General features: G+C 61.3%; 21 protein-coding genes. 10 read left to right on the forward strand and 11 right to left on the reverse strand.

Features of this window, described 5'->3' with window-relative positions:
- Positions 1–22: 22 nt before the first annotated feature.
- Complete coding sequence (locus tag QKW60_RS20005) at positions 23–1,249, forward strand: FAD-dependent monooxygenase (RefSeq protein ID WP_282371366.1); 1,227 nt, start codon at positions 23–25, stop codon at positions 1,247–1,249.
- Positions 1,250–1,362: 113 nt separating this feature from the next.
- Positions 1,363–1,974, forward strand: a complete 612-nt coding sequence (locus QKW60_RS20010; RefSeq protein WP_282371368.1) for a LolA family protein — start codon at positions 1,363–1,365, stop codon at positions 1,972–1,974.
- Positions 1,975–2,068: 94 nt separating this feature from the next.
- Here the strand turns inward: QKW60_RS20010 and QKW60_RS20015 are convergent, their stop codons facing one another.
- On the reverse strand, positions 2,069–2,650 hold the full coding sequence (locus QKW60_RS20015) for a transglycosylase SLT domain-containing protein (protein ID WP_282371370.1): 582 nt from the start codon (positions 2,648–2,650) through the stop codon (positions 2,069–2,071).
- Positions 2,651–2,830: 180 nt separating this feature from the next.
- Here QKW60_RS20015 and hspQ point away from each other — a divergent pair, with 180 nt between their 5' ends.
- Positions 2,831–3,157, forward strand: coding sequence for a heat shock protein HspQ (gene hspQ / locus QKW60_RS20020; RefSeq protein WP_263741037.1), 327 nt, complete (start codon positions 2,831–2,833; stop codon positions 3,155–3,157).
- A gap of 4 nt (positions 3,158–3,161) precedes the next feature.
- Here hspQ and ggt read toward each other — a convergent pair whose 3' ends face one another.
- The 3 genes from ggt to QKW60_RS20035 all read right to left on the reverse strand — a co-directional run bounded on the left by ggt (position 3,162) and on the right by QKW60_RS20035 (position 6,115).
- Positions 3,162–4,742, reverse strand: a complete 1,581-nt coding sequence (ggt, locus tag QKW60_RS20025) for a gamma-glutamyltransferase (protein ID WP_282371372.1) — start codon at positions 4,740–4,742, stop codon at positions 3,162–3,164.
- Positions 4,743–5,277: 535 nt separating this feature from the next.
- A complete protein-coding gene (locus tag QKW60_RS20030; RefSeq protein ID WP_282371373.1) occupies positions 5,278–5,787 on the reverse strand; it encodes an ATP-binding protein in 510 nt (169 codons plus the stop codon).
- A complete protein-coding gene (locus QKW60_RS20035) occupies positions 5,777–6,115 on the reverse strand; it encodes an STAS domain-containing protein (protein WP_282371375.1) in 339 nt (112 codons plus the stop codon). The genes QKW60_RS20030 and QKW60_RS20035 overlap by 11 nt, the downstream gene beginning before the upstream one ends.
- Positions 6,116–6,208: 93 nt before the next feature.
- Here QKW60_RS20035 and QKW60_RS20040 point away from each other — a divergent pair, with 93 nt between their 5' ends.
- From QKW60_RS20040 to ygfZ, 4 genes are all read left to right on the forward strand, one after another.
- Entirely contained in the window at positions 6,209–7,387 is a 1,179-nt protein-coding gene (locus QKW60_RS20040) for a thiolase family protein (protein ID WP_282371376.1), read from the forward strand.
- Positions 7,384–8,499: a pyridoxal phosphate-dependent aminotransferase gene (locus QKW60_RS20045; RefSeq protein ID WP_282371378.1), complete on the forward strand. Its 1,116-nt coding sequence runs from the start codon at positions 7,384–7,386 to the stop codon at positions 8,497–8,499. The genes QKW60_RS20040 and QKW60_RS20045 overlap by 4 nt, the downstream gene beginning before the upstream one ends.
- A 153-nt stretch (positions 8,500–8,652) precedes the next feature.
- Positions 8,653–10,362, forward strand: a complete 1,710-nt coding sequence (locus QKW60_RS20050; RefSeq protein ID WP_282371380.1) for an ABC transporter ATP-binding protein — start codon at positions 8,653–8,655, stop codon at positions 10,360–10,362.
- A gap of 26 nt (positions 10,363–10,388) precedes the next feature.
- The gene (ygfZ, locus tag QKW60_RS20055; RefSeq protein ID WP_282371381.1) at positions 10,389–11,141 is read left to right on the forward strand and encodes a CAF17-like 4Fe-4S cluster assembly/insertion protein YgfZ; all 753 of its coding nucleotides are present in this window, start codon (positions 10,389–10,391) and stop codon (positions 11,139–11,141) included.
- Positions 11,142–11,186: 45 nt separating this feature from the next.
- On the opposite strand, the gene efp is transcribed toward ygfZ, so the two are convergent.
- Positions 11,187–11,750: an elongation factor P gene (efp, locus tag QKW60_RS20060; RefSeq protein WP_263741043.1), complete on the reverse strand. Its 564-nt coding sequence runs from the start codon at positions 11,748–11,750 to the stop codon at positions 11,187–11,189.
- A gap of 215 nt (positions 11,751–11,965) precedes the next feature.
- Here efp and QKW60_RS20065 point away from each other — a divergent pair, with 215 nt between their 5' ends.
- Positions 11,966–12,286 (forward strand): DUF6280 family protein, encoded by a 321-nt coding sequence (locus QKW60_RS20065; RefSeq protein ID WP_263741044.1) that lies wholly within the window; start codon positions 11,966–11,968, stop codon positions 12,284–12,286.
- A gap of 145 nt (positions 12,287–12,431) precedes the next feature.
- Here the strand turns inward: QKW60_RS20065 and QKW60_RS20070 are convergent, their stop codons facing one another.
- Both QKW60_RS20070 and QKW60_RS20075 read right to left on the reverse strand, forming a co-directional pair.
- Positions 12,432–14,090 carry a peptidoglycan-binding domain-containing protein gene (locus QKW60_RS20070; RefSeq protein ID WP_282371385.1) on the reverse strand — a complete coding sequence of 553 codons (1,659 nt, stop codon included), beginning with the start codon at positions 14,088–14,090 and terminating at the stop codon, positions 12,432–12,434.
- A 96-nt stretch (positions 14,091–14,186) separates the two neighbouring features.
- A complete protein-coding gene (locus QKW60_RS20075) occupies positions 14,187–15,062 on the reverse strand; it encodes a 3-hydroxybutyryl-CoA dehydrogenase (RefSeq protein ID WP_282371387.1) in 876 nt (291 codons plus the stop codon).
- A gap of 163 nt (positions 15,063–15,225) precedes the next feature.
- Between QKW60_RS20075 and QKW60_RS20080 the strand changes: the two genes are divergently transcribed.
- Complete coding sequence (locus QKW60_RS20080) at positions 15,226–16,050, forward strand: DUF6473 family protein (protein WP_282371389.1); 825 nt, start codon at positions 15,226–15,228, stop codon at positions 16,048–16,050.
- Positions 16,051–16,112: 62 nt separating this feature from the next.
- On the opposite strand, the gene QKW60_RS20085 is transcribed toward QKW60_RS20080, so the two are convergent.
- Together QKW60_RS20085 and QKW60_RS20090 are read right to left on the reverse strand one after the other, a co-directional pair.
- Positions 16,113–17,039 (reverse strand): electron transfer flavoprotein subunit alpha/FixB family protein, encoded by a 927-nt coding sequence (locus QKW60_RS20085; protein WP_282371391.1) that lies wholly within the window; start codon positions 17,037–17,039, stop codon positions 16,113–16,115.
- A complete protein-coding gene (locus QKW60_RS20090; protein ID WP_282371393.1) occupies positions 17,039–17,800 on the reverse strand; it encodes an electron transfer flavoprotein subunit beta/FixA family protein in 762 nt (253 codons plus the stop codon). Before QKW60_RS20090 ends, QKW60_RS20085 begins: the two co-directional genes overlap by 1 nt.
- Before the next feature lie 198 nt (positions 17,801–17,998).
- Between QKW60_RS20090 and QKW60_RS20095 the strand changes: the two genes are divergently transcribed.
- The gene (locus tag QKW60_RS20095) at positions 17,999–18,358 is read left to right on the forward strand and encodes a VOC family protein (RefSeq protein ID WP_282371395.1); all 360 of its coding nucleotides are present in this window, start codon (positions 17,999–18,001) and stop codon (positions 18,356–18,358) included.
- On the opposite strand, the gene QKW60_RS20100 is transcribed toward QKW60_RS20095, so the two are convergent.
- Positions 18,355–18,927 (reverse strand): cob(I)yrinic acid a,c-diamide adenosyltransferase, encoded by a 573-nt coding sequence (locus QKW60_RS20100; protein WP_282371396.1) that lies wholly within the window; start codon positions 18,925–18,927, stop codon positions 18,355–18,357. The two genes, QKW60_RS20095 and QKW60_RS20100, sit on opposite strands and share 4 nt — an antisense overlap.
- Entirely contained in the window at positions 18,928–19,137 is a 210-nt protein-coding gene (locus tag QKW60_RS20105) for a twin transmembrane helix small protein (RefSeq protein WP_282371398.1), read from the reverse strand.
- Positions 19,138–19,169 lie beyond the last annotated feature (32 nt).

The raw sequence follows: 19,169 nt of genomic DNA on the forward strand, positions 1-19,169 counted from the left end.
CAGCCCCGGGGATAGTTGGGCCATGACCTATGACACGGACATCATCATCACCGGCGGCGGGCTGAACGGTCCTGCCTTGGGCCTCGCCCTGGCGCAGGCGGGGCTCTCCGTCACTGTGATCGACGCCCAGCCGGCCCGCGCCCGGGCCAATGCGAATTTCGACGGGCGGGCCTATGCGCTTGCGATTGCGTCGAAACGGCTCCTGACCGCGATCGGTGTCTGGAACCGCGTTGCGGGCGATGCCCAGCCGATGATGGAAATCAAGACGACGGATGGGCGGCCGGGGGAAGGCCCGGCCCCGTTCTTCCTGCACTTTGAGGCGGGAGAGATCGAGGACAGCCCGATGGGCTTCATGGTCGAGGACCGGCACCTTTATGCGGCCTTTCTGGCCGCGATGGAGGCCGAACCGAACCTGACCCACCTGTCCGCGACCACCGTCGTGGCTCAGGAAGCGGGAGCGGCGGGCATCAGCGTAACCTTGTCAGACGCGCGGACCCTAAAGGGTCGCGTTCTTCTGGGCTGCGACGGACGAAGTTCGGGCTCCGCAGAGCGGGCCGGGATCACGCGAACCGGCTGGGGCTATGGCCAGACCGCGCTGGTCTGCGCCGTCGCGCATGACCGTCCGCATAACGGAATCGCCCATCAGTTCTTCATGCCTTCCGGACCGCTGGCGATCCTGCCGCTCAAGGGCAGCCGTTCCTCCATCGTCTGGAGCGAGACCGAAGCGACGGCGCAGGCGATTGCCGCGCTGGGTGATGAAGAATTTCTGGAAGTGCTGCGCCCCCGGTTCGGCGATTTCCTCGGCAAGGTGGAACTGGCGGGCGGGCGGTTCACCTATCCGCTGAACTTGACCCTCGCCAATTCCTATACGGCTGACCGCGTTGCTCTTGTCGGGGACGCGGCGCATGGGGTGCATCCGATCGCAGGGCAGGGCTTGAATCTCGGCTTCCGCGATGTCGGAGCATTGGCGGAAGTTCTGGTCGACGCCCACAGACGCGGCGAGGATATCGGTGCGTCCGATGTATTGGACCGATACCAGACATGGCGACGCTTCGATTCAACCACGCTGGCCTTGGGCATGGACGGCGTGAACCGGCTCTTTTCAAACGACAACCCGGTTCTGCGGGCAGCGCGGGACATCGGAATGGGGGTTGTCGGTGCCATGCCGGGCCTGCGCCGCGCCTTTATCCGGCAGGCCGCCGGGATAGCGGGAAAACCACCGAAACTCTTGCGGGGACAGGTGCTTTAGAACGGGAAACAGCAGTCCCGAACCCTGCATCCAGCGAACTCATGCGCATCGGTATACGACAGCGTTTCGGCGTTATGGAATAACAAGCGGCAAGGCCCTAGATAGGCAGCATGATGAAACAGCTTCGCCATATCCTCGCCCCGCTGGCGCTTGTCCTGAGTGTCAGCCCGGCCCTTGCCGAAAAACTCCCGCTCAGCGCGATTTCGGCCTATTTCAATGGCTTGAAGACGGCCGAAACCGACTTCCAGCAAATCAATTCGGATGGCTCGACTGCTGCGGGCCGCCTGATCATCTACCGCCCCGGCCGGATGCGGTTCGAATACGGTCCACCCGAACGGACGCTGGTTCTGGCTTCCGGGGGGCAAGTGGCCATTTTCGACTCCAAGTCAAACCAGCCGCCGGAACAGTATCCGCTGAAGAAAACGCCACTGAACCTGATCCTTGAACGGCGCGTCGATCTGGCGCGGGCGAAGATGGTGGTGGGGCATGGCGAGGCGAACGGCCTGACGATCGTTACCGCGCAGGACCCGGAACACCCCGAACTCGGCACGATCCAGATGGCTTTCTCATCCAATCCCGTGGCTCTGCGGCAGTGGATCGTAACCGACGAGACCGGAAGCCAGACGACGGTGAAACTTGGCGCCATGAAAACCGGCGAAAGTTACCCGTCGTCGCTGTTCTCCATCAATTCCGAAATCCAGCGGAACAAACCGCGCCGCAATTGACAAGAGGACCAGGCCCGGGATTGGAACCGAAACGGCAAGGACGTGAACCGCAAGGTTCGCGTCCCCGTTGACGTCAGGTCGGGGGCCGCAGCGGTCAGAGCTTTCCGCAGGCGATGAGCTGGCGCTGATACGTCTCGGCCCGCTGCCCGACCTCGGCCGCAACGCGCAAGAGCCAGGCCTTCTGCATGTGGCTGCCCCTTGCATAACCGGTCTGGCCTTCATGATAGGCCAGATACTGGCTGGTGGCGTCCCATTTGGAAATGCCGAGCTTCTGTTCGGACTGATCCATGTACCAGCCCATGAAATCGGTCGCATCGGTGATCTTGTTGCGCCGGGCGCTGTGGCTGCGTGTTGCGCGCTGATAGTCCTCCCAGGTTCCGTCAAGCGCCTGGCTGTATCCATAGGCCGAGCTTTGCCGCCCCATCGGGATAACGCCGAGAGCAAATTTGTGCGGCGTCTTGGCGTTACCGATGAATTTGCTTTCCTGATAGATCGTGGCCATCTGCACGTGAACCGGCACGCCCCAGCGCCGCTCGGCTTTTTGCATCGCCGAAAGATATCGCGGGCGCTGGTCGAGAATGGAACAGGCGTTGTCCAGATTGCGGGGCGCGGAATTCTCTCCTCCGCCGCAGGATACCAACAGCAATAGGACTCCCATCCGGAGAAATCTGCTCATACCGCCTCGCTCGATCTTGTTTTGCTTGAGTTTACGGATATTCGGCGGCGATGGAAATCACAAAGCGCCGAGCAGAATCACTGTGCCCCCAGCGTCCACAGACTGTTTCCGTGATTCGCTGTGCAGAACATGGACCTTTTCCACAGGACGCGTTAATTTATGGACGGGGGCGAGTGTGTTATGTTGAAGACATGTGCAAAATATCATCTGGGACAAGTGGTGCGGCATCGCAAGCACCCGTTCCGTGGTGTTGTCTTTGACGTTGACGCGATGTTCTCCAATACCGACGAGTGGTATGCCGCGATCCCGGAGGACAGCAGGCCCGCGAAGGAACAGCCCTTCTACCATCTTCTGGCCGAGAACGACGAAAGCTACTACGTCGCCTATGTCTCGGAACAGAACCTGGTCGCGGACTATTCCGGTGAACCGGTTGGTCATCCCGATCTGCACGATCTTTTCGGCGATTTCGAAGACGGTCGCTATCCGCTGCACTTCAACCTGAACTGAGACATTAGTAGCCGAGCGCACATCCGTCCTTGCGCGGGTCAGAGGCGCCGATCAGAATCCCGCGTTCTGCGTCAATCATGATCGCCTGACCGCCGCCGAGCGGTTTGTCCCGAATTGCGACCCGATGCCCCTTGGTTTCAAGTTCTCGTAGGGTCGTGTCGGAATAGCCGCGTTCCAGCCGCAATACCCCTTCCGTTGCAAAGCTTCGCGGCGCATCCAGTGTTTCCTGCAGATCCATCCCGTGGTCGAGAAGGTTGCACACAACACGGGCATGGCCGGTCGGCTGGTAGGCGCCCCCCATTACGCCGAAGGGCATGATCACCCTACCCTCACGCGCCAGCATTGCCGGAATGATCGTGTGCAGTGGTCTCTTGCCCAGACCAACCTCGTTTGGGTGCCCCGCTTTGAGGCTAAAATCCGCTCCCCGGTTGTGAAAGAGAATGCCGAATTTCGGCGAAGAAATGCCTGCCCCGAAACTCCAGTATGTCGAATATATGAGCGACACGGCCATCCGGTCGCGGTCGACGACCGTCAGATAGACCGTGTCGCGGTGGACGGCCTCGGCCGCTTTTGGCGGAGTATCCATGGCGCGATCAGGATCGATCAATCGCGCAAGACGAGCGGCCGTATCATCCGACAGCATATGGTCAAGCCGCGTGACAAAACCCGGATCGGCAATAAATCGGTCGCGCGCATCATAGGCTAGCTTGGCTGCCTCGGCCTCAAGATGCGCCCGATGAGCGCCGTTTGGATCGAGAGCCGACAGATCGAACCGCGACAGGATGTTGAGCATCAAGATCGCCGTTGCCCCCTGTCCGTTCGGCGCGTGCTCGATCAATTCATGGCCCCGGTAGTGGCCGGTGATCGGATCGGACCAGACCGAGGAGGTCGCGGCAAAATCCTCATGCCGGTGGGCGCCGCCGAGCGCCTGAAGTGCGGCAACCATGTCATCGGCCACCTCACCTTCGTAGAACGCCGCACGTCCTGCCTTCGCGATACGTCTCAGAACCTCGGCCTGTCCCGGCGCGCGAAAGATGTCACCCGTGCGCAGGGGAAGACCGTTTTTCAGGTAGAACCCTTGGGCGGCACCGGCCAGACGCGAGCCCTCTGCAGCCCAGTCGAAGGCGACGCGTGGGGCGACGGGAATACCTTCTTCGGCGTAGCGGATGGCGGGGGCGAGAAGATCGGCCAACCCAAGACGTCCCCATTCCTCCGATAACCGGCAAAAGGCATCGATGGCACCGGGGACCGTAACGGAATGCACACTCTCGGTGCCGATTTGCGTCAAACCCTCCGACCTGAGCCTGTCGGCCGTCAGGCCGGTTGGCGACCGGCCGGACCCATTCAGAGCATGGACACGGTCAGTGCCGGCAGGTTTGACCAGAACGAAGCAATCGCCACCTATGCCGCAGCTTTGTGGTTCGGCAATGCCAAGAAGCACCGCCCCAGCTATGGCGGCATCAACTGCGTTACCGCCTGCCTGAAGGATATCGAGTGCGACTTTCGCGGCCAACGGATGTGACGTCGCGCATAGCGCATTCGTGGCCATGACGGGGGACCGTCCAGGAAGTTGAAAATCGCGCATCCGCACCTCCGCAATCGGGGGCAGGCTAGGATTCTTGTAGGGGGAAGGAAAGACCTCGACGCCGCGCAATGGGTGGGGGCTGTTGAACGCGGCGCCGAGGGAAGCCTTAAGCAGCTACAGGGGCATACTCCCCATACTTTCCGGCCGAGTTGGGGAGGCATTGCGGCATATTTGCGGCGATAAAAGATTGGTCACGCTTGGTGGTTTCTGAAGGTAATACACACCATAAGATATTGAATTATATAATTATTAATCCAAAACTCTTGTTTGGTACGGTTTGCCGGGAAACTACCGGATCAATCCTGTTCAACCAGAATCGGGCCGGAATCGCGCGACAACTTCAGTGTTGAGCATTTCACGACAGTGCAAGTTTCCCGTTCGAATCGTAAGGAAAACCATGTGAGTGCGTTTTGTGCGTGACCCGCGCCTCCATGGCAGCGCTGTATCAGACGGCGGTGACAGGTATCTGCAACACGTCGCGGCAGGCTGGTTATCGCGATGGGGGCGGTGCCACCGGTTTCGCGCGGGGTGTCAACTATCCGGTATCGCCCCCGTCCCCGATCGGGATGCGAAATGTCAGCACATTCCGGTTGCCTTTCCGCTCATATTCCAAATCGGTCGACAAGTCTCGGATCAAGGCCCAACCCCACCCGCCTTCAGGGAGTTGGGTAACATCCGGTGTAACCAGAGGAAGGCCACGGTCGGGTGCGGTGCAACCCGGCATTGGCCGACCGAAATCCTCTATCCGGCAGGCAAGCGCACCGGCTACAGGAGTAAGACTGAGGTCGATCAGACCGGGGGGCTGATCCGCGTAACTATGTTCGACGATGTTATTCAGGGCTTCGGCGAGGGTCAGTTCCAGCGTACCGGAATCGGTTGAACTGATCTGGCGGGCAAAACGGGCAACGGCACTGCGAAGGGCCGTTCTCACCGCTTCTGGCTCTGCGCGGAAGATGCAGTTGAACCGGCATCCTGCACTGTTACCGATGGCAGCCGCACCGGGCTTCAAGGTTGCATCCATCCCGCCTGAAAGGTCATTGAGCATTCCCGATTTCCTGAGCCGGTGCGTTTTCGTGAATTGCAAAGACGCTATCCATGCGGGTCAGGCGAAAAACCTTGCCGACATTCGCCGTCAGGGCGGCCAGCTCCAGCTTGCGGGTCGGGGCGAGAAACTTCATGACGGATACGATGGCACCCAGCCCGGAGCTATCCACGAAATCCACCCGGCCGAGATCGAGGATCACTGTTCCCGTCCGGTCTGCGGTCAGCTCACGCATCCGGTCCTTGAACTGAATGGCAACAGCGGCGTCGATACGGTCTTCATTCACGCGCACGACCAGGGCGCCATCGACGGGGTCTGAGGTCAAATCCACGTCCTGTTCCTCCTTCAACTCATCGGAAGGCTAGACGGCAATCGTTACTATTCGGTATGCCGGTGGCGGATACCGAGATTGGAAAGGACTGCCATGCAAGATGTCGTAATCGCCGGTGCCGCGCGCACCGCCATGGGCGGATTTCAGGGGGCTTTCACCACTCTGACGGCATCTGAACTCGGTGGTGCGGCAATCGCGGCAGCTTTGGTTGATGCCGGTGCCAACCCGGCGCAGATCGAGGAACTCTTGATGGGCTGCGTCCTACCCGCAGGACAGGGGCAGGCCCCGGCGCGTCAGGCCGGGTTCAATGCTGGCCTGGACGATTCTGTGCCTGCTACGACGCTCAACAAGATGTGCGGCTCGGGCATGAAGGCGGCGATGATCGCGTATGATCAGATCGCGCTTGGGCAGACCGGCATCATGGTTGCAGGTGGAATGGAGAGCATGACGAACGCTCCGTATCTCTTGCCGAAGATGCGTGGCGGCGCCCGTCTGGGCCACGGTCAGGTCATCGACCACATGTTCCTCGACGGGCTCGAGGACGCCTATGACAAGGGTCGCCTCATGGGTACCTTTGCCGAGGATTGCGCCTCGGCCTTTCAGTTCACACGAACGGCGCAGGACGACTATGCGCTCGCCTCCTTGTCCCGCGCGCTCGATGCGCAGAAGGCAGGAGCATTCGCAGGCGAAATCGCGCCCGTCACAGTGACGACCCGCACGGGAGAGGCCATCGTCGATGCAGATGAACAACCCGCGACCGCCCGGCCCGAGAAGATCCCGACCCTGAAACCGGCTTTCCGCAAGGATGGCACGGTCACGGCAGCCAATTCCTCGTCCATCTCAGACGGGGCGGCGGCGCTGGTACTTGCGTCGCGAGAAGCAGCGGACGCGGCGGGACTGAAGGTCCGCGCCCGTATCCTCGGCCATGCCTCGCATGCCCACGCACCTGCCGAGTTTCCGACCGCACCGGTTCCTGCAGCGAAGAAGTTGCTCGCCAGGCTTGGCTGGACCCCGAAGGACGTGGATGTGTGGGAAGTGAACGAGGCCTTCGCCGTCGTTCCCATGGCGTTCATGCATGAAATGGGTCTTCCGCATGACATTGTCAACGTCAATGGCGGCGCCTGCGCGCTGGGCCACCCGATCGGCGCGTCCGGTGCCCGGATTATTGTTACGCTGCTGAATGCACTGGAAAAGCGTGGCCTGAAACGCGGGATTGCCGCGATTTGTATTGGCGGTGGAGAGGGCACCGCTATCGCCATCGAACGCCCATGACCGGCCCGCGCTACACCCCGCTTGTCGCGGGTCTTCCGGCGACGGTTCCGTTCGTCGGCCCCGAGACGCAGGAACGCGCAAGGGGCCGCCCGTTCGCGGCGCGGCTTGGCGCGAACGAAAACACGTTCGGCCCCTCCCCGAAGGTGATCGAGGCCATGGCATCGGCTGCGCGCGACGTCTGGATGTATGGCGACCCGGAAAACCATGATCTGAAGGCGGCGCTCGCCGTCCATCATGGGGTTGCCCCGGCGAACATCATCGTCGGCGAGGGGATCGACGGATTGCTCGGTTATCTGGTGCGGATGCTGGTCGGTCCCGGCGATACGGTCGTAACGTCGGACGGGGCCTATCCGACGTTCAATTTCCACGTCGCGGGGTTTGGCGGCACTCTGATCAAAGTTCCTTATAGTGGCAACCACGAAGACCCCGAGGCGCTGATCGAGGCTGCTACGCGTAGCGGCGCGAAACTGATCTATCTGGCCAATCCTGACAATCCGATGGGCTCATGGCACGGGGCTGAGGCCATCCAACGAATGATCGAGGCGGTGCCGGACGGCACGCTGCTCATCCTTGACGAAGCCTACATTGAGCTTGCGCCCTATGATATCTCGCCGACGATCACGACCGATGACCCGCGCGTGATCCGCATGCGCACCTTCTCCAAGGGTTACGGCATGGCGGGCGCGCGGGTGGGATACGCGATCGGAGCGACTGCGCTGATCACCGCCTTCAACAAGATACGCAACCATTTCGGCATGTGTCGGATCAGCCAGGCAGGCGCCCGCGCGGCCTTGGCAGATCAGGCCTGGTTGGCCGAGATCCGGGCACGGGTCGAAACTGCGCGGGCGGAACTGGGCCGCATCGCGACCGAGAATGGCCTGACGCCGCTGCCCTCGGCCACGAACTTCGTGACCATGGATTGCGGACATGATGGCAATTTCGCCCGGGCTGTTCTGGCCGAGCTGACGGCGCGCGATATCTTTGTCCGAATGCCCTTTGTCGCGCCACATGACCGGTGCATTCGCGTCAGTTGCAGCGGGGCCGCGGATATGGCTCGGTTTGCCAAAGCCCTTCCCGAGGCGCTTGCGGCTGCGCGGGGTGGACCGGGATAAGCCCTTGCCTTGCCAGCCGCCGTGCTTTCGGGCTAGATCGCCCGGACCTGCAGCGGCGTCGCGCCGCTGCCCAGACGAAGGCACGTTCAGCCTGTGACTATCAGCACGCCCAAAGCCGCCACCCCGAATGCATATACGTCGCGCCGTCTGTTTATGCGTCTTTGGCGAGGCTACCTGTCCCGTCACAAATGGATTATGGCGCTCGCGTTTCTCTTCATGGTGCTGGAAGGGTCGACGCTTGCCGCGCTTTCATGGTCGTTGAAGCCGCTTTTCGACAGGGTTTTCGTCGGCGGGGAAGGCGATCTGATCTGGCTCGTCGGCGGGTTCATTTTCGCCCTCTTTCTGATCCGCGCGACAACGCTGATCATCAATCGGTCCCTGCTGACGCGGATCGCTCAAAAAACATCGACGGCCATGCAGGTCGATCTGCTGGCCCATGTCCTGACACTCGATGGCCCATTCTTTCAGGTCAATCCGCCCGGAGCCCTGATTGAAAGGGTGCAGGGCGACACAACGGCGGTGCAAAGCGTCTGGTCTGTTCTGATCACGGGTGTCGGGCGTGATCTGGTGGCGCTTGTTTCTCTCTTTGGCGTAGCGATCGCGATCGATCCCGTCTGGACCGCCACGACACTCGTCGGCGCGCCGCTTCTGATTCTGCCGACGCTGGCGGTGCAACGCTACATCCGGCGCAAGACAGACCATGTGCGGACGCAGGCCGCGCAGCGCGCAACGCGGCTGGACGAGATTTTCCATGGCATTGCGGCGGTCAAGCTGAACCGGATGGAGACCTATCAGGTCGGTCGGTTCCGCGAGATCGTCGGCCGTATTGTCCGGGCCGAAGTCAAGACCGCCGCAAGCCGTGCAATGATTCCGGCCCTTATTGACGTGGTGACGGGCCTTGGATTCTTCGGCGTCCTCTTGTTGGCAGGTCGCGAAATCACCTCGGGCGAACGCAGCCTCGGAGAGTTCATTTCGTTCTTCTCCGCGATGGCGCTCGCGTTCCAGCCGGTCAGACGCTTGGGCGACATGGCGGGCACATGGCAGGTCGCTGCGGCCAGCCTCACGCGGCTTTACAAGCTGTTTGATACAGAGCCGGCTATCAGGCGCGCGGTCGCAGCACGACCGTCCGATCCGGCCCGCACCGGCATCCGTCTTGACGATGTGTACCTGTCATACGGCGACCATCAAGTTTTGAACGGCTTGAGCTTTGTCGCAGAGTCAGGGAAGACCACGGCGCTCGTGGGGCCCTCAGGAGCCGGCAAATCGACGGTTTTCAACCTTCTTACCCGGATGGTCGATCCGTCATCGGGTCGGATAACCGTCGGCGGGGATGCGATAGACGACCTTGACCTCGGCGCGCTTCGTGACCTCTTTTCGGTCGTCACTCAGGAGGCCACGCTGTTTGACGAAACGATCCGTGAGAATGTGCTTCTCGGCCGCACTGATGTCAGCGAGCGGGCACTGGAGACAGCACTTGGCGCGGCGCATGTCAGCGATTTTGTCGCAGCCTTGCCGCAGGGGCTCGATACACATGCAGGACCACGCGGTTCGGCTCTGTCAGGCGGTCAGCGGCAACGGGTGTCGATTGCGCGCGCGCTATTACGGGATGCCCCAATCCTGCTTCTGGACGAGGCGACCTCGGCCCTGGACGCGGCCTCGGAGGCCTTGGTGCAGGAAGCACTGGAACGGCTGAGCAAGGGGCGCACGACGCTGGTGATCGCGCACCGCCTTGCAACCGTGCGTGATGCCGACAAGATCGTCGTGATGGATCGCGGTCGCGTGGTCGAGGAAGGAACGCATGCGACGCTGGTTGCTGGGAACGGGCTTTATGCCAGCCTCTGCCGCCTGCAGTTTTCCGAATGAACGTGCCAGCTAGGGGAGTCACCGGGATGATCGGGGAAAACGCGCCGGACCGCAGGGTAATCGCCATTTCCGGCGCGGAACGGGAAAGTTTCTTGCAGGGCCTTGTCACCAACGATGTGCGGCGGCTGTCATCGGGGTTGGTCTATGCTGCCCTGCTGACCGCGCAGGGCAAGTATCTGGCTGACTTCTTTCTCGCGCCCGATGGCGCGCGTATCCTGATTGATGTCCACGCCGATCTCGCCGAGGGCCTGATGCGGCGGCTGGGAATGTACCGCCTGCGTGCGGACGTTAGCATTTCCGCGACCGAACTACACGTCACGCGGGGACTGGGTCCGGTGCCCGATGGTGGCTTTGCCGACCCCCGCCACCCAGACCTAGGCTGGCGGCTTTACAGCGAGACGCCCGGTACGCCGCCGGAGATCGACTGGGACGCGATCCGTGTAGCACATTGCATCCCCGAGACCGGGGTCGAGCTGATCCCGGATGAAAGCTATATCCTCGAAGCGGGTTTTGAGCGTCTGAACGGGGTCGATTTCCGCAAGGGCTGCTATGTCGGGCAGGAAGTGACCGCGCGGATGAAGCATAAGACCGAGCTTCGGAAGGGGTTTACCATCGTCGAGATGGACGGGCCAGCCCCGGTCGGAACCGAGATCACCGCCGACGGAAAACAGGCGGGGCAGGTATTCACCCAGTCCGGCGGGTTGGCCATCGCGTACCTGCGTTTCGACCGGGCGGGCAGTGTGATGAAGGCCGGTGACGCGACACTGCGCCTGAAATGACAAAGCCGCCCCGAAGGGCGGCCCGGTCTGATCTGCCGAAGCGCGTCACGCGCGCTCGGAATATTCCATGAATTCGGTATGGACGATGATGTCTTCGTCCTGGCCGATGAAGGGCGGCACCATGATGCGCACGCCATTGTCGAGGATCGCGGGTTTGTAGCTGTTGGCGGCCGTCTGGCCCTTCACAACGGGCTCGGTCTCCACGACCTTGCAGACCACTTTCTGCGGCAGCTGCATCGACAGCGCCTCTTCGCCGTAATACTCAATCGTCGCGACCATTCCGTCCTGCAGGAAGGGGCGGCGGTCGCCGAGCAGGTCTGCGGGCAGTTCGATCTGTTCGAAGGTTTCGTTGTCCATGAAGACGAGCATGCCGTCGTTTTCATAGAGGAACTGCTGGTCCTTCTGGTCGAGCCGCACGCGCTCCACCTTGTCTTCCGACCGGAAGCGCTCGTTCAGCTTGCGACCATCGCGCAGGTTCTTCAGTTCCACCTGGGCAAAGGCGCCGCCCTTGCCGGGCTTGACGTGGTTGACTTTCACGGCGGCCCAGAGGCCCCCGTCATGCTCCAGCACGTTGCCAGGGCGGATTTCATTGCCGTTGATCTTGGGCATCGGACCGAACCTTATCGGAAGGTTGAAAGGAATTGGGCGGCACCTATATATGCCGGGCAGGTTTGTGGCAAGCCAACTAGATAAAGTGTGCCCCTCGCGAAGCTATGCGCTATAAGCATGGCAGTTATTCGAAAAGGGGAATACCGAATCGACGGCGTTTTGCCATAGACAGCAGGACGCCGGAAAACGCAAGAGCAATAAGAACGGAAACTGAGATGCGCGATTTCGTGGACGGCACCGCATTCAACTACGAGCAAGGCCAGAGGTCGCGTAAACTGTTCGCGGCGGTGGTTCTTGCGGCGCTGGATGATGCGATTGCCGACGACAAGAAGTATGGCAACGGCCCCGAGCAGATCGCTCGCTGGGCGCGGTCCCGTGATGGCCGCGAAGTGTTGTCTTGTGCCGGGATCGATCCGAACGAGCGGGTCGTGAAGGGCTTGATGGAATTCGTGGGCAAGGGTGTACGCACCTCGGTCGCGCTGTCGCGTGAGGAAAGCGAACGTCGCCATGCCGCCGAAGAGGCCGAAGCCGCCTGATTCGGGTTCGGCTTCGATGATATCTGACGCGCCCTCTCCAAAGGGCGCGTTTGTTTTTTGGGGACCGTGGAAAGACGCTAGATTATTGGCACTGTGCCCGGTCCCTTCGCAGATTTCCGCAAGGTGTCGATGTCACCGGTTCTGATCAGAATGAGTCGACCAGAAGCCGGGCAACGGTCTGCTGAGTAAGATAGCCGGTAACCGGTAGCTTCCGCGCCTGTTGATAGCGGCGTAGCGCACGGCGGGTATCATCGTCGAATACGCCGTCCGCCTTGCCCGGTTTCAAACCCAGCGCGGCCAGACGCTGTTCAATCAGTGACCGCATCACTCCATTCAACCCCAGCGCCTGTTCGGTTCGTTCGGCCTGCTGGCGTGCGGCTTCCTCTTCGGCATCTCGTCCCTGATCGGCGAGCATCAGCCGCGCCTCTTCAGCGAAAGCGCCCTGCGGATACGCGTTCAAGTAGTCCCGGAACGCTTCGGGTGTATTGCTGCGAACCGCAAAATCCCAAGCCGCACGATCGGCGGCAGCGGCCTGCTCCCGCCGCGCGTCGTCGTAAACTTTCAGCCGCTCGTGGGCCAATTCAGCAAACAGACCATCTGGGTATCGTTTGAGATAAGCGCGAAGGCCCGCCTCGTCGCCGGCAGCGCCAGTCTGGTCCCAATACAGCCGATCCAGTCTTTCCTGTTCAGCTTGCCGGGCGGCGGCCTCTGCCTCCAGTTCGGCTGCGCGGGTTTCGGCCTGGGCGGCGAGGGCCGCCATCTGTGGCGCGGTGATATAGCCGGTTACCGCATGACCGTTCCGCCGTTGCCAGGTTCCGATTGCGTTGCGTGATCCGGGGCCGAACAGACCGTCGATCCCCCTCGGATCTATGTCGAGGATCGAAAGGTCGCGCTGAATCTGGCGACGTTGGTCACGAGATAGCCGCAGAGCATCCTCGGCCGCCCGCGCCTGCGCTACGGGATCATCCGCTTCGGCGATCGCCCGCCGAGCCGCGTCCGCGAATATGCCGTCAGGATACCGGCGCAGATAGGATTCATAGACCAGTTTTGTGTCAATCTCCCGGGTCGCTTGCCAAAGCTCGCGTTCCACCGTCAGGTCTGTTTCCGCCGCAGTCGTTATACCCGTCGGTGACGGTGGACCCGCGGCGTCAGCCAGAGGCAGAAATGGTGCCACATTTCCAAGATATCCGTCCACGTGCAGGCCGCGTGCGCGATTGGCCAGATCGGCAAGTGTCGGGCCACGGCTGGCAACGGCTTCTGTCGCGAACTCCGCGATATCGTCGGCATCCCCGCTGACGACCGTGACACCCTGCGGAATGTCGAGTGTGCCGATACCTGGTGTCAGCCCACGCCCCGGATCGATCCGCCGGTCTTCGGTTCCAAGCAGCACCAAGGCATTGCCGGGGCGTTCTGCCGCTAGCGCGAGAATCGTTGATAAGGGTAGCCCTGTCTTGTCGACACCGGCCAGACCCGGACGCTGTGCCTCGGTGCCAAGAAACCAGGTTTCACCGGCAGCGTGCACGAAATGCCCGGTCAGTAGGATCACGGTCCCACCCGGGCCGGTGGTGTCGCCGTAATGTTCGATCAGGAGGGCTCGCATCGCCTCGGTCGCAAGGTCGCTGCCCTTGCGTATGACAAGTCCGGCCTCCTCAAGCGCAACCGCAGCGTCCAGCGCGTCATCGGCTGCCGAAATGTCCGACGCATTTCTGTAGTTCTCGTTCCCGATCACAAGGGCCGCATCCTGAGCCCAGACCGGTGAAGTTACCAAAAACGCAGTGCAGAGAAGGAACGGTTTGGAACCCATGAGATGTCTCCCCTATTTACCGGGCGAGTTTAGCCTTTTGAGTTCAGTTATCCGATCACAGGTCTTCAGGAGGGATAATAACGCTCGGCAGAAATACTAACGAGTTGGAACGGGAACCTCACCGCGGTAGTCGTAAAAACCCCGGCCTGTCTTGCGTCCGAGCCACCCCGCCTCGACATATTTCGTCAGAAGCGGGCAGGGGCGGTATTTCGTATCCGCCAGTCCTTCATGCAGCACGTTCATGATCGCGAGGCAGGTGTCGAGCCCGATGAAATCGGCCAGTTCAAGCGGACCCATCGGATGGTTTGCGCCAAGCTTCAGGCTCTCGTCGATTGATTTCACGTTGCCGACGCCTTCGTAAAGCGTATAGACCGCCTCGTTGATCATCGGCATCAGGATGCGGTTGACGATGAAGGCGGGGAAATCCTCGGCCGATGCCGCGGTCTTGCCAAGCTTTTCGACCACCTTCACCAGCGTCTGGTAGGTCACCTCGTCGGTGGCGATCCCCCGGATAAGCTCCACAAGCTGCATCACCGGCACGGGGTTCATGAAGTGAAACCCCATGAACTTCTCAGGCCGATCGGTGCGTGAGGCAAGGCGCGTTATGGAGATCGAGGAGGTGTTCGAGGTCAGGATCGTCTCTGGTTTCAGATGCGGCAGGAGGTCCTCGAAGATCGCCTGCTTGACCGTCTCGCGTTCGGTCGCGGCCTCAATCACAAGATCGGTCTTGCCAAGATCGGCCAGCTTCAGCGTCGTCCTGATCCGGCCCATGGCCGCTTTCTTGTCCGCTGCACTGATTTTGTCGCGGCTGACCTGACGCTCCATGTTGCGGTCGACCAGCGCCACCGCCTTGTCGAGCGCCTCCTGGCTGACATCGGTCATCAGCACGTCGAAACCGGCCAATGCAAAAACATGGGCAATGCCGTTGCCCATCTGACCCGCGCCGACAATGCCAACTGATGTCACATCCATTGCCCGATCCTCATTCTGCTGTTGCGCATGACCATAGGCACCCCTGCGCGCCGGGTGCAAGGCATAAGCAGGCGACCGGACCGTTCGAATTGTAGGTTTAGGCTTTTGGCAAGAATCCTGCCGCAGATTCGTCCTCGGGTGAATATCAAGAAGGGTGGGATCAATGGCCTACGAATATGCCAGTGAAGGATCGCTGGACTACTTTCCTTGCCGTTATGGGCAGTCAAAGCTTTTGTTCCGGGGGCCGCGGCGCAGGCTCGAAGGCGCTTATGCCGCTGTGCTTGGCGGGACTGAGACTTATGGCAAGTTTGTCGTGGAGCCTTTCCCGACATTGCTGGAAGGCATGTTGGACCTCGCGGTGGTGAATTTCGGCTACATGAATGCCGGGGCCGATGTCTTCGCGAACGAACCTGTGATCGTCGACGCCTGCTCCCGGGCGAAAGTGACGGTGATCCAGCTTATGGGCGCGCAGAACATGTCAAACCGGTTCTATGCAGTCCATCCGCGTCGGAATGACCGGTTTCTGCGTGCGTCGAACCTGATGAAGACGGTATTCCGTGAGGTGGACTTTACCGAATTCCATTTCACCCGGCACATGCTCTCGGCGTTGAAGGCGGTGTCGGAAGAGAAGTTCGCACTGGTCGAAGACGAGTTGAAATCCGCCTGGACAGCGCGCATGCGGACTCTGGTGCAGAAGATCGAAGGCAAGACGGTGCTGCTCTGGATATCCGGGACAAGGCAGGACGGACATGACGATCTCGGGCCGGAACCGCTGATGGTCGATGAGGAGATGGTGGCGGCAATCCGTCCTTTTGCCACGGAACTCGTTCATGTCACGCCAAGTTCTGCCGCGCGCAACTCCGGCACCGCGGGCATGCGATTTGCGCCGCTTGAAGAACCGGCGGCCTTAGTTATGCCCGGACCCAGGGTGCATCAAGAAGTGGCGGAGGCACTGGCACCTGTGCTGAAGCGGGTTCTGAAGGCTTGAAGGTGGCGGAAAAAGAAAAGGCCCGCTGATCAGCGGGCCTATTCGGATCGATGTCAAGCTGCTCAGAGCTTGTCGGTCAGTTCCGGTACAGCGGCGAAGAGGTCGGCGACGAGGCCGTAATCGGCGACCTGGAAGATCGGTGCCTCTTCGTCCTTATTGATCGCGACGATGACCTTGCTGTCCTTCATACCCGCGAGGTGCTGGATCGCGCCCGAAATGCCGATGGCGACATAAAGCTGCGGGGCGACGACCTTGCCGGTCTGACCGACCTGCCAGTCGTTCGGGGCATAGCCCGAGTCCACTGCCGCGCGCGAGGCACCGACAGCCGCGCCGAGCTTGTCGGCGAGCTTCTCGATCAGAGCGAAGTCAGCCTGCGAACCGACGCCGCGGCCGCCCGAGACGACGATCCCGGCCGAGGTCAGTTCCGGACGGTCGCTGGCCGCGACCTTGTCCTCGACCCATTCCGAAAGGCCCGGATTGGCGGCGGCACCGATGGTTTCGACCGAAGCCGAACCGCCCTGACCGGCCGGGTCGAAGGTCGAAGTGCGGATCGAAACCACTTTCTTCGCATCCGAGGACTTCACCGTCTGGATGGCGTTGCCGGCATAGATCGGCCGTTCGAACGTGTCGGCATCGACGACGCCCGAGACGTCCGAGATGACCATCACGTCGAGAAGAGCCGCGACGCGCGGCAGTACGTTCTTCGCATCCGTCGTCGCCGGGGCGACGATGTGCGAATAATCACCGGCAAGCGAGGCGATCAGCGCAGCGGTCGGTTCAGCCAGACGATGGCCGAGCGAGGCGTCCTCGGCGCAGAGCACCTTCTTCACGCCGTCGAGTTTTGCTGCTTCCGCAGCCGCATCGGCGGCCTTGGCACCGGCACAAAGCACGGTCACGTCACCGAGCATCTTGGCGGCGGTGAGCGCTTTTGCGGTGGCATCGACGGAAAGCTGGCCGTCGGTCACTTCACCCAGGAGAAGAACAGCCATCAGATCACCCCCGCTTCGTCTTTGAGTTTCTGGATCAGCTCGTCGACCGAGCCCACTTTGACGCCGGCCTTGCGGCCCGCCGGTTCCGTCGTCTTGACGATGGTCAGGCGCGGAGAGACATCGACGCCGTAATCGGCGGCGGTTTTCTCTTCCAAGGGCTTCTTCTTCGCCTTCATGATGTTCGGCAGCGAAGCGTAGCGGGGTTCGTTCAGGCGCAGGTCGACGGTCACGATGGCGGGCATTTTGACCTTGATCGTCTGCAGACCACCATCGACTTCACGGGTCACGACGGCGCTGTCGCCTTCCAGCTTCAGTTCAGATGCGAAAGCCGCCTGCGACCAGCCGAGAAGCGCCGACAGCATCTGGCCGGTGGCGTTCATGTCATTGTCGATCGCCTGCTTGCCGCAGAGCACGATACCCGGGCCTTCGGCCTCGACCACGGCTTTCAGCAGCTTGGCGACGGCCAGCGGTTCGATATCAGTATGAACGTCGTCGGCCGCCTCGATCAGAATCGCACGGTCGGCACCCATTGCCAGCGCGGTACGCAGCGTTTCCTGCGCCTGTTTGACGCCGATGGAGATTACGATGATCTCTTCGGCCTCACCGCGTTCCTTGATACGGATCGCCTCTTCGACGGCAATCTCGTCGAACGGGTTCATCGACATTTTTACGTTGGCGAGATCGACACCCGATCCGTCCGCTTTCACGCGAACCTTCACGTTGTAGTCGATCACCCGCTTGACAGGCACGAGTACCTTCATGGGCTTGATCTCCCTTAATACCGAAGCCGCCCGCGCTCGGGCGGCAAGAAAAGCTCCCGGACGTCCCTTACCGGTTCTGCGGCTGCGAAAACAGTGTAAAATCGACGCGCTTTGTCGCATCGACGCCACGTTTTGATGGACGGTGCCTCAGACGCATTCGCGCGAGAGAATTACGGGACCGTTTAAGGGAGGATTGTCGTGGAGAAGGTAACCGGGATAGGTGGGGTCTTTTTTCGAGCCAGGGACCCTGAGGCGCTCAAGGCATGGTACCAGGACCACTTGGGAATCAATCCTGCGCCGACCGATATGAAGATGCAGCCCTGGCGCAGCGATGAAGGGGTGGTGGTTTTTGCCCCGTTCGCGGTCGACACGGACTATTTTTCGGCCGAAAAGACATTCATGCTGAATTTCCGGGTGGCCAATCTTGACCGGATGCTTGCCCAGCTTCGCGATGCGGGGATCGCGGTCAGCCATGAACTGGCCATGGACGGCATCGGACGGTTCGCCCGCATTCACGACCCGGAGGGCAATCCTGTCGAATTGTGGGAACCGGCTTAGCGGTTCGCGCCGGGCACCCACAGGACATCGGCCCGACCCTCGTCATTCGCGATGCGGGCCGCGACGAAGAACCAGTCCGAGAGGCGGTTGAGATACATCACTGCCGCCGTGTTCACCGGTTCCATACCAGCAAGTTCCACGGCCATGCGCTCTGCCCGGCGCGAGACGGTGCGGGCGAGGTGGAGATGGGCGGCCAAAGATGAGCCGCCGGGCAGGATGAAGCTGCGCAGTGGCTCCAGTTTCGCATTCATCGCGTCGATTTCACGCTCAAGCCGGGCAACCTGGCTGTCGGCTATCCGCAGAACCGGATAGCCCGCTTCGCCATCCTTCTCCATTTCGGGGCGGCAGAGGTCCGCGCCGAGGTCGAAGAGGTCGTTCTGGATACGGGTAAGGGCTGCGTCCATCTCACCGGTCGCGTGCAGCCGGGCGAGGCCGAGGACGGAATTGGTTTCATCCACCGTGCCATAGGCTGCGACCCGCATCGAATGCTTGGCGACACGGCTGCCATCGCCAAGCGCGGTTTCGCCCTTGTCGCCGGTCTTCGTATAGATCTTGTTCAGAACGACCATTCAGAGACCTCCCCGCCCCGACAGAAAGACGAAGAGCAGAATCAGCACCACCGCCACCGCCTGTGCGATGATCCGGTAGCGCATGATCCGGTTGGCGTGCTTGCGGTTGAAATCGCCGCCCTTGGCGAAACCGCCGATGCCGATCATCAGGATGATCAGCACCACGAAGCAGGCACCTGCCGCAACAAGGAATAGGGGATCGTTGGCCATACGCACCTCCGGTTGGACGCTTTTTACTCCGC

It is taken from the genome of Albidovulum aestuarii (assembly GCF_029961185.1).
Lineage (GTDB): Bacteria > Pseudomonadota > Alphaproteobacteria > Rhodobacterales > Rhodobacteraceae > Albidovulum > Albidovulum aestuarii.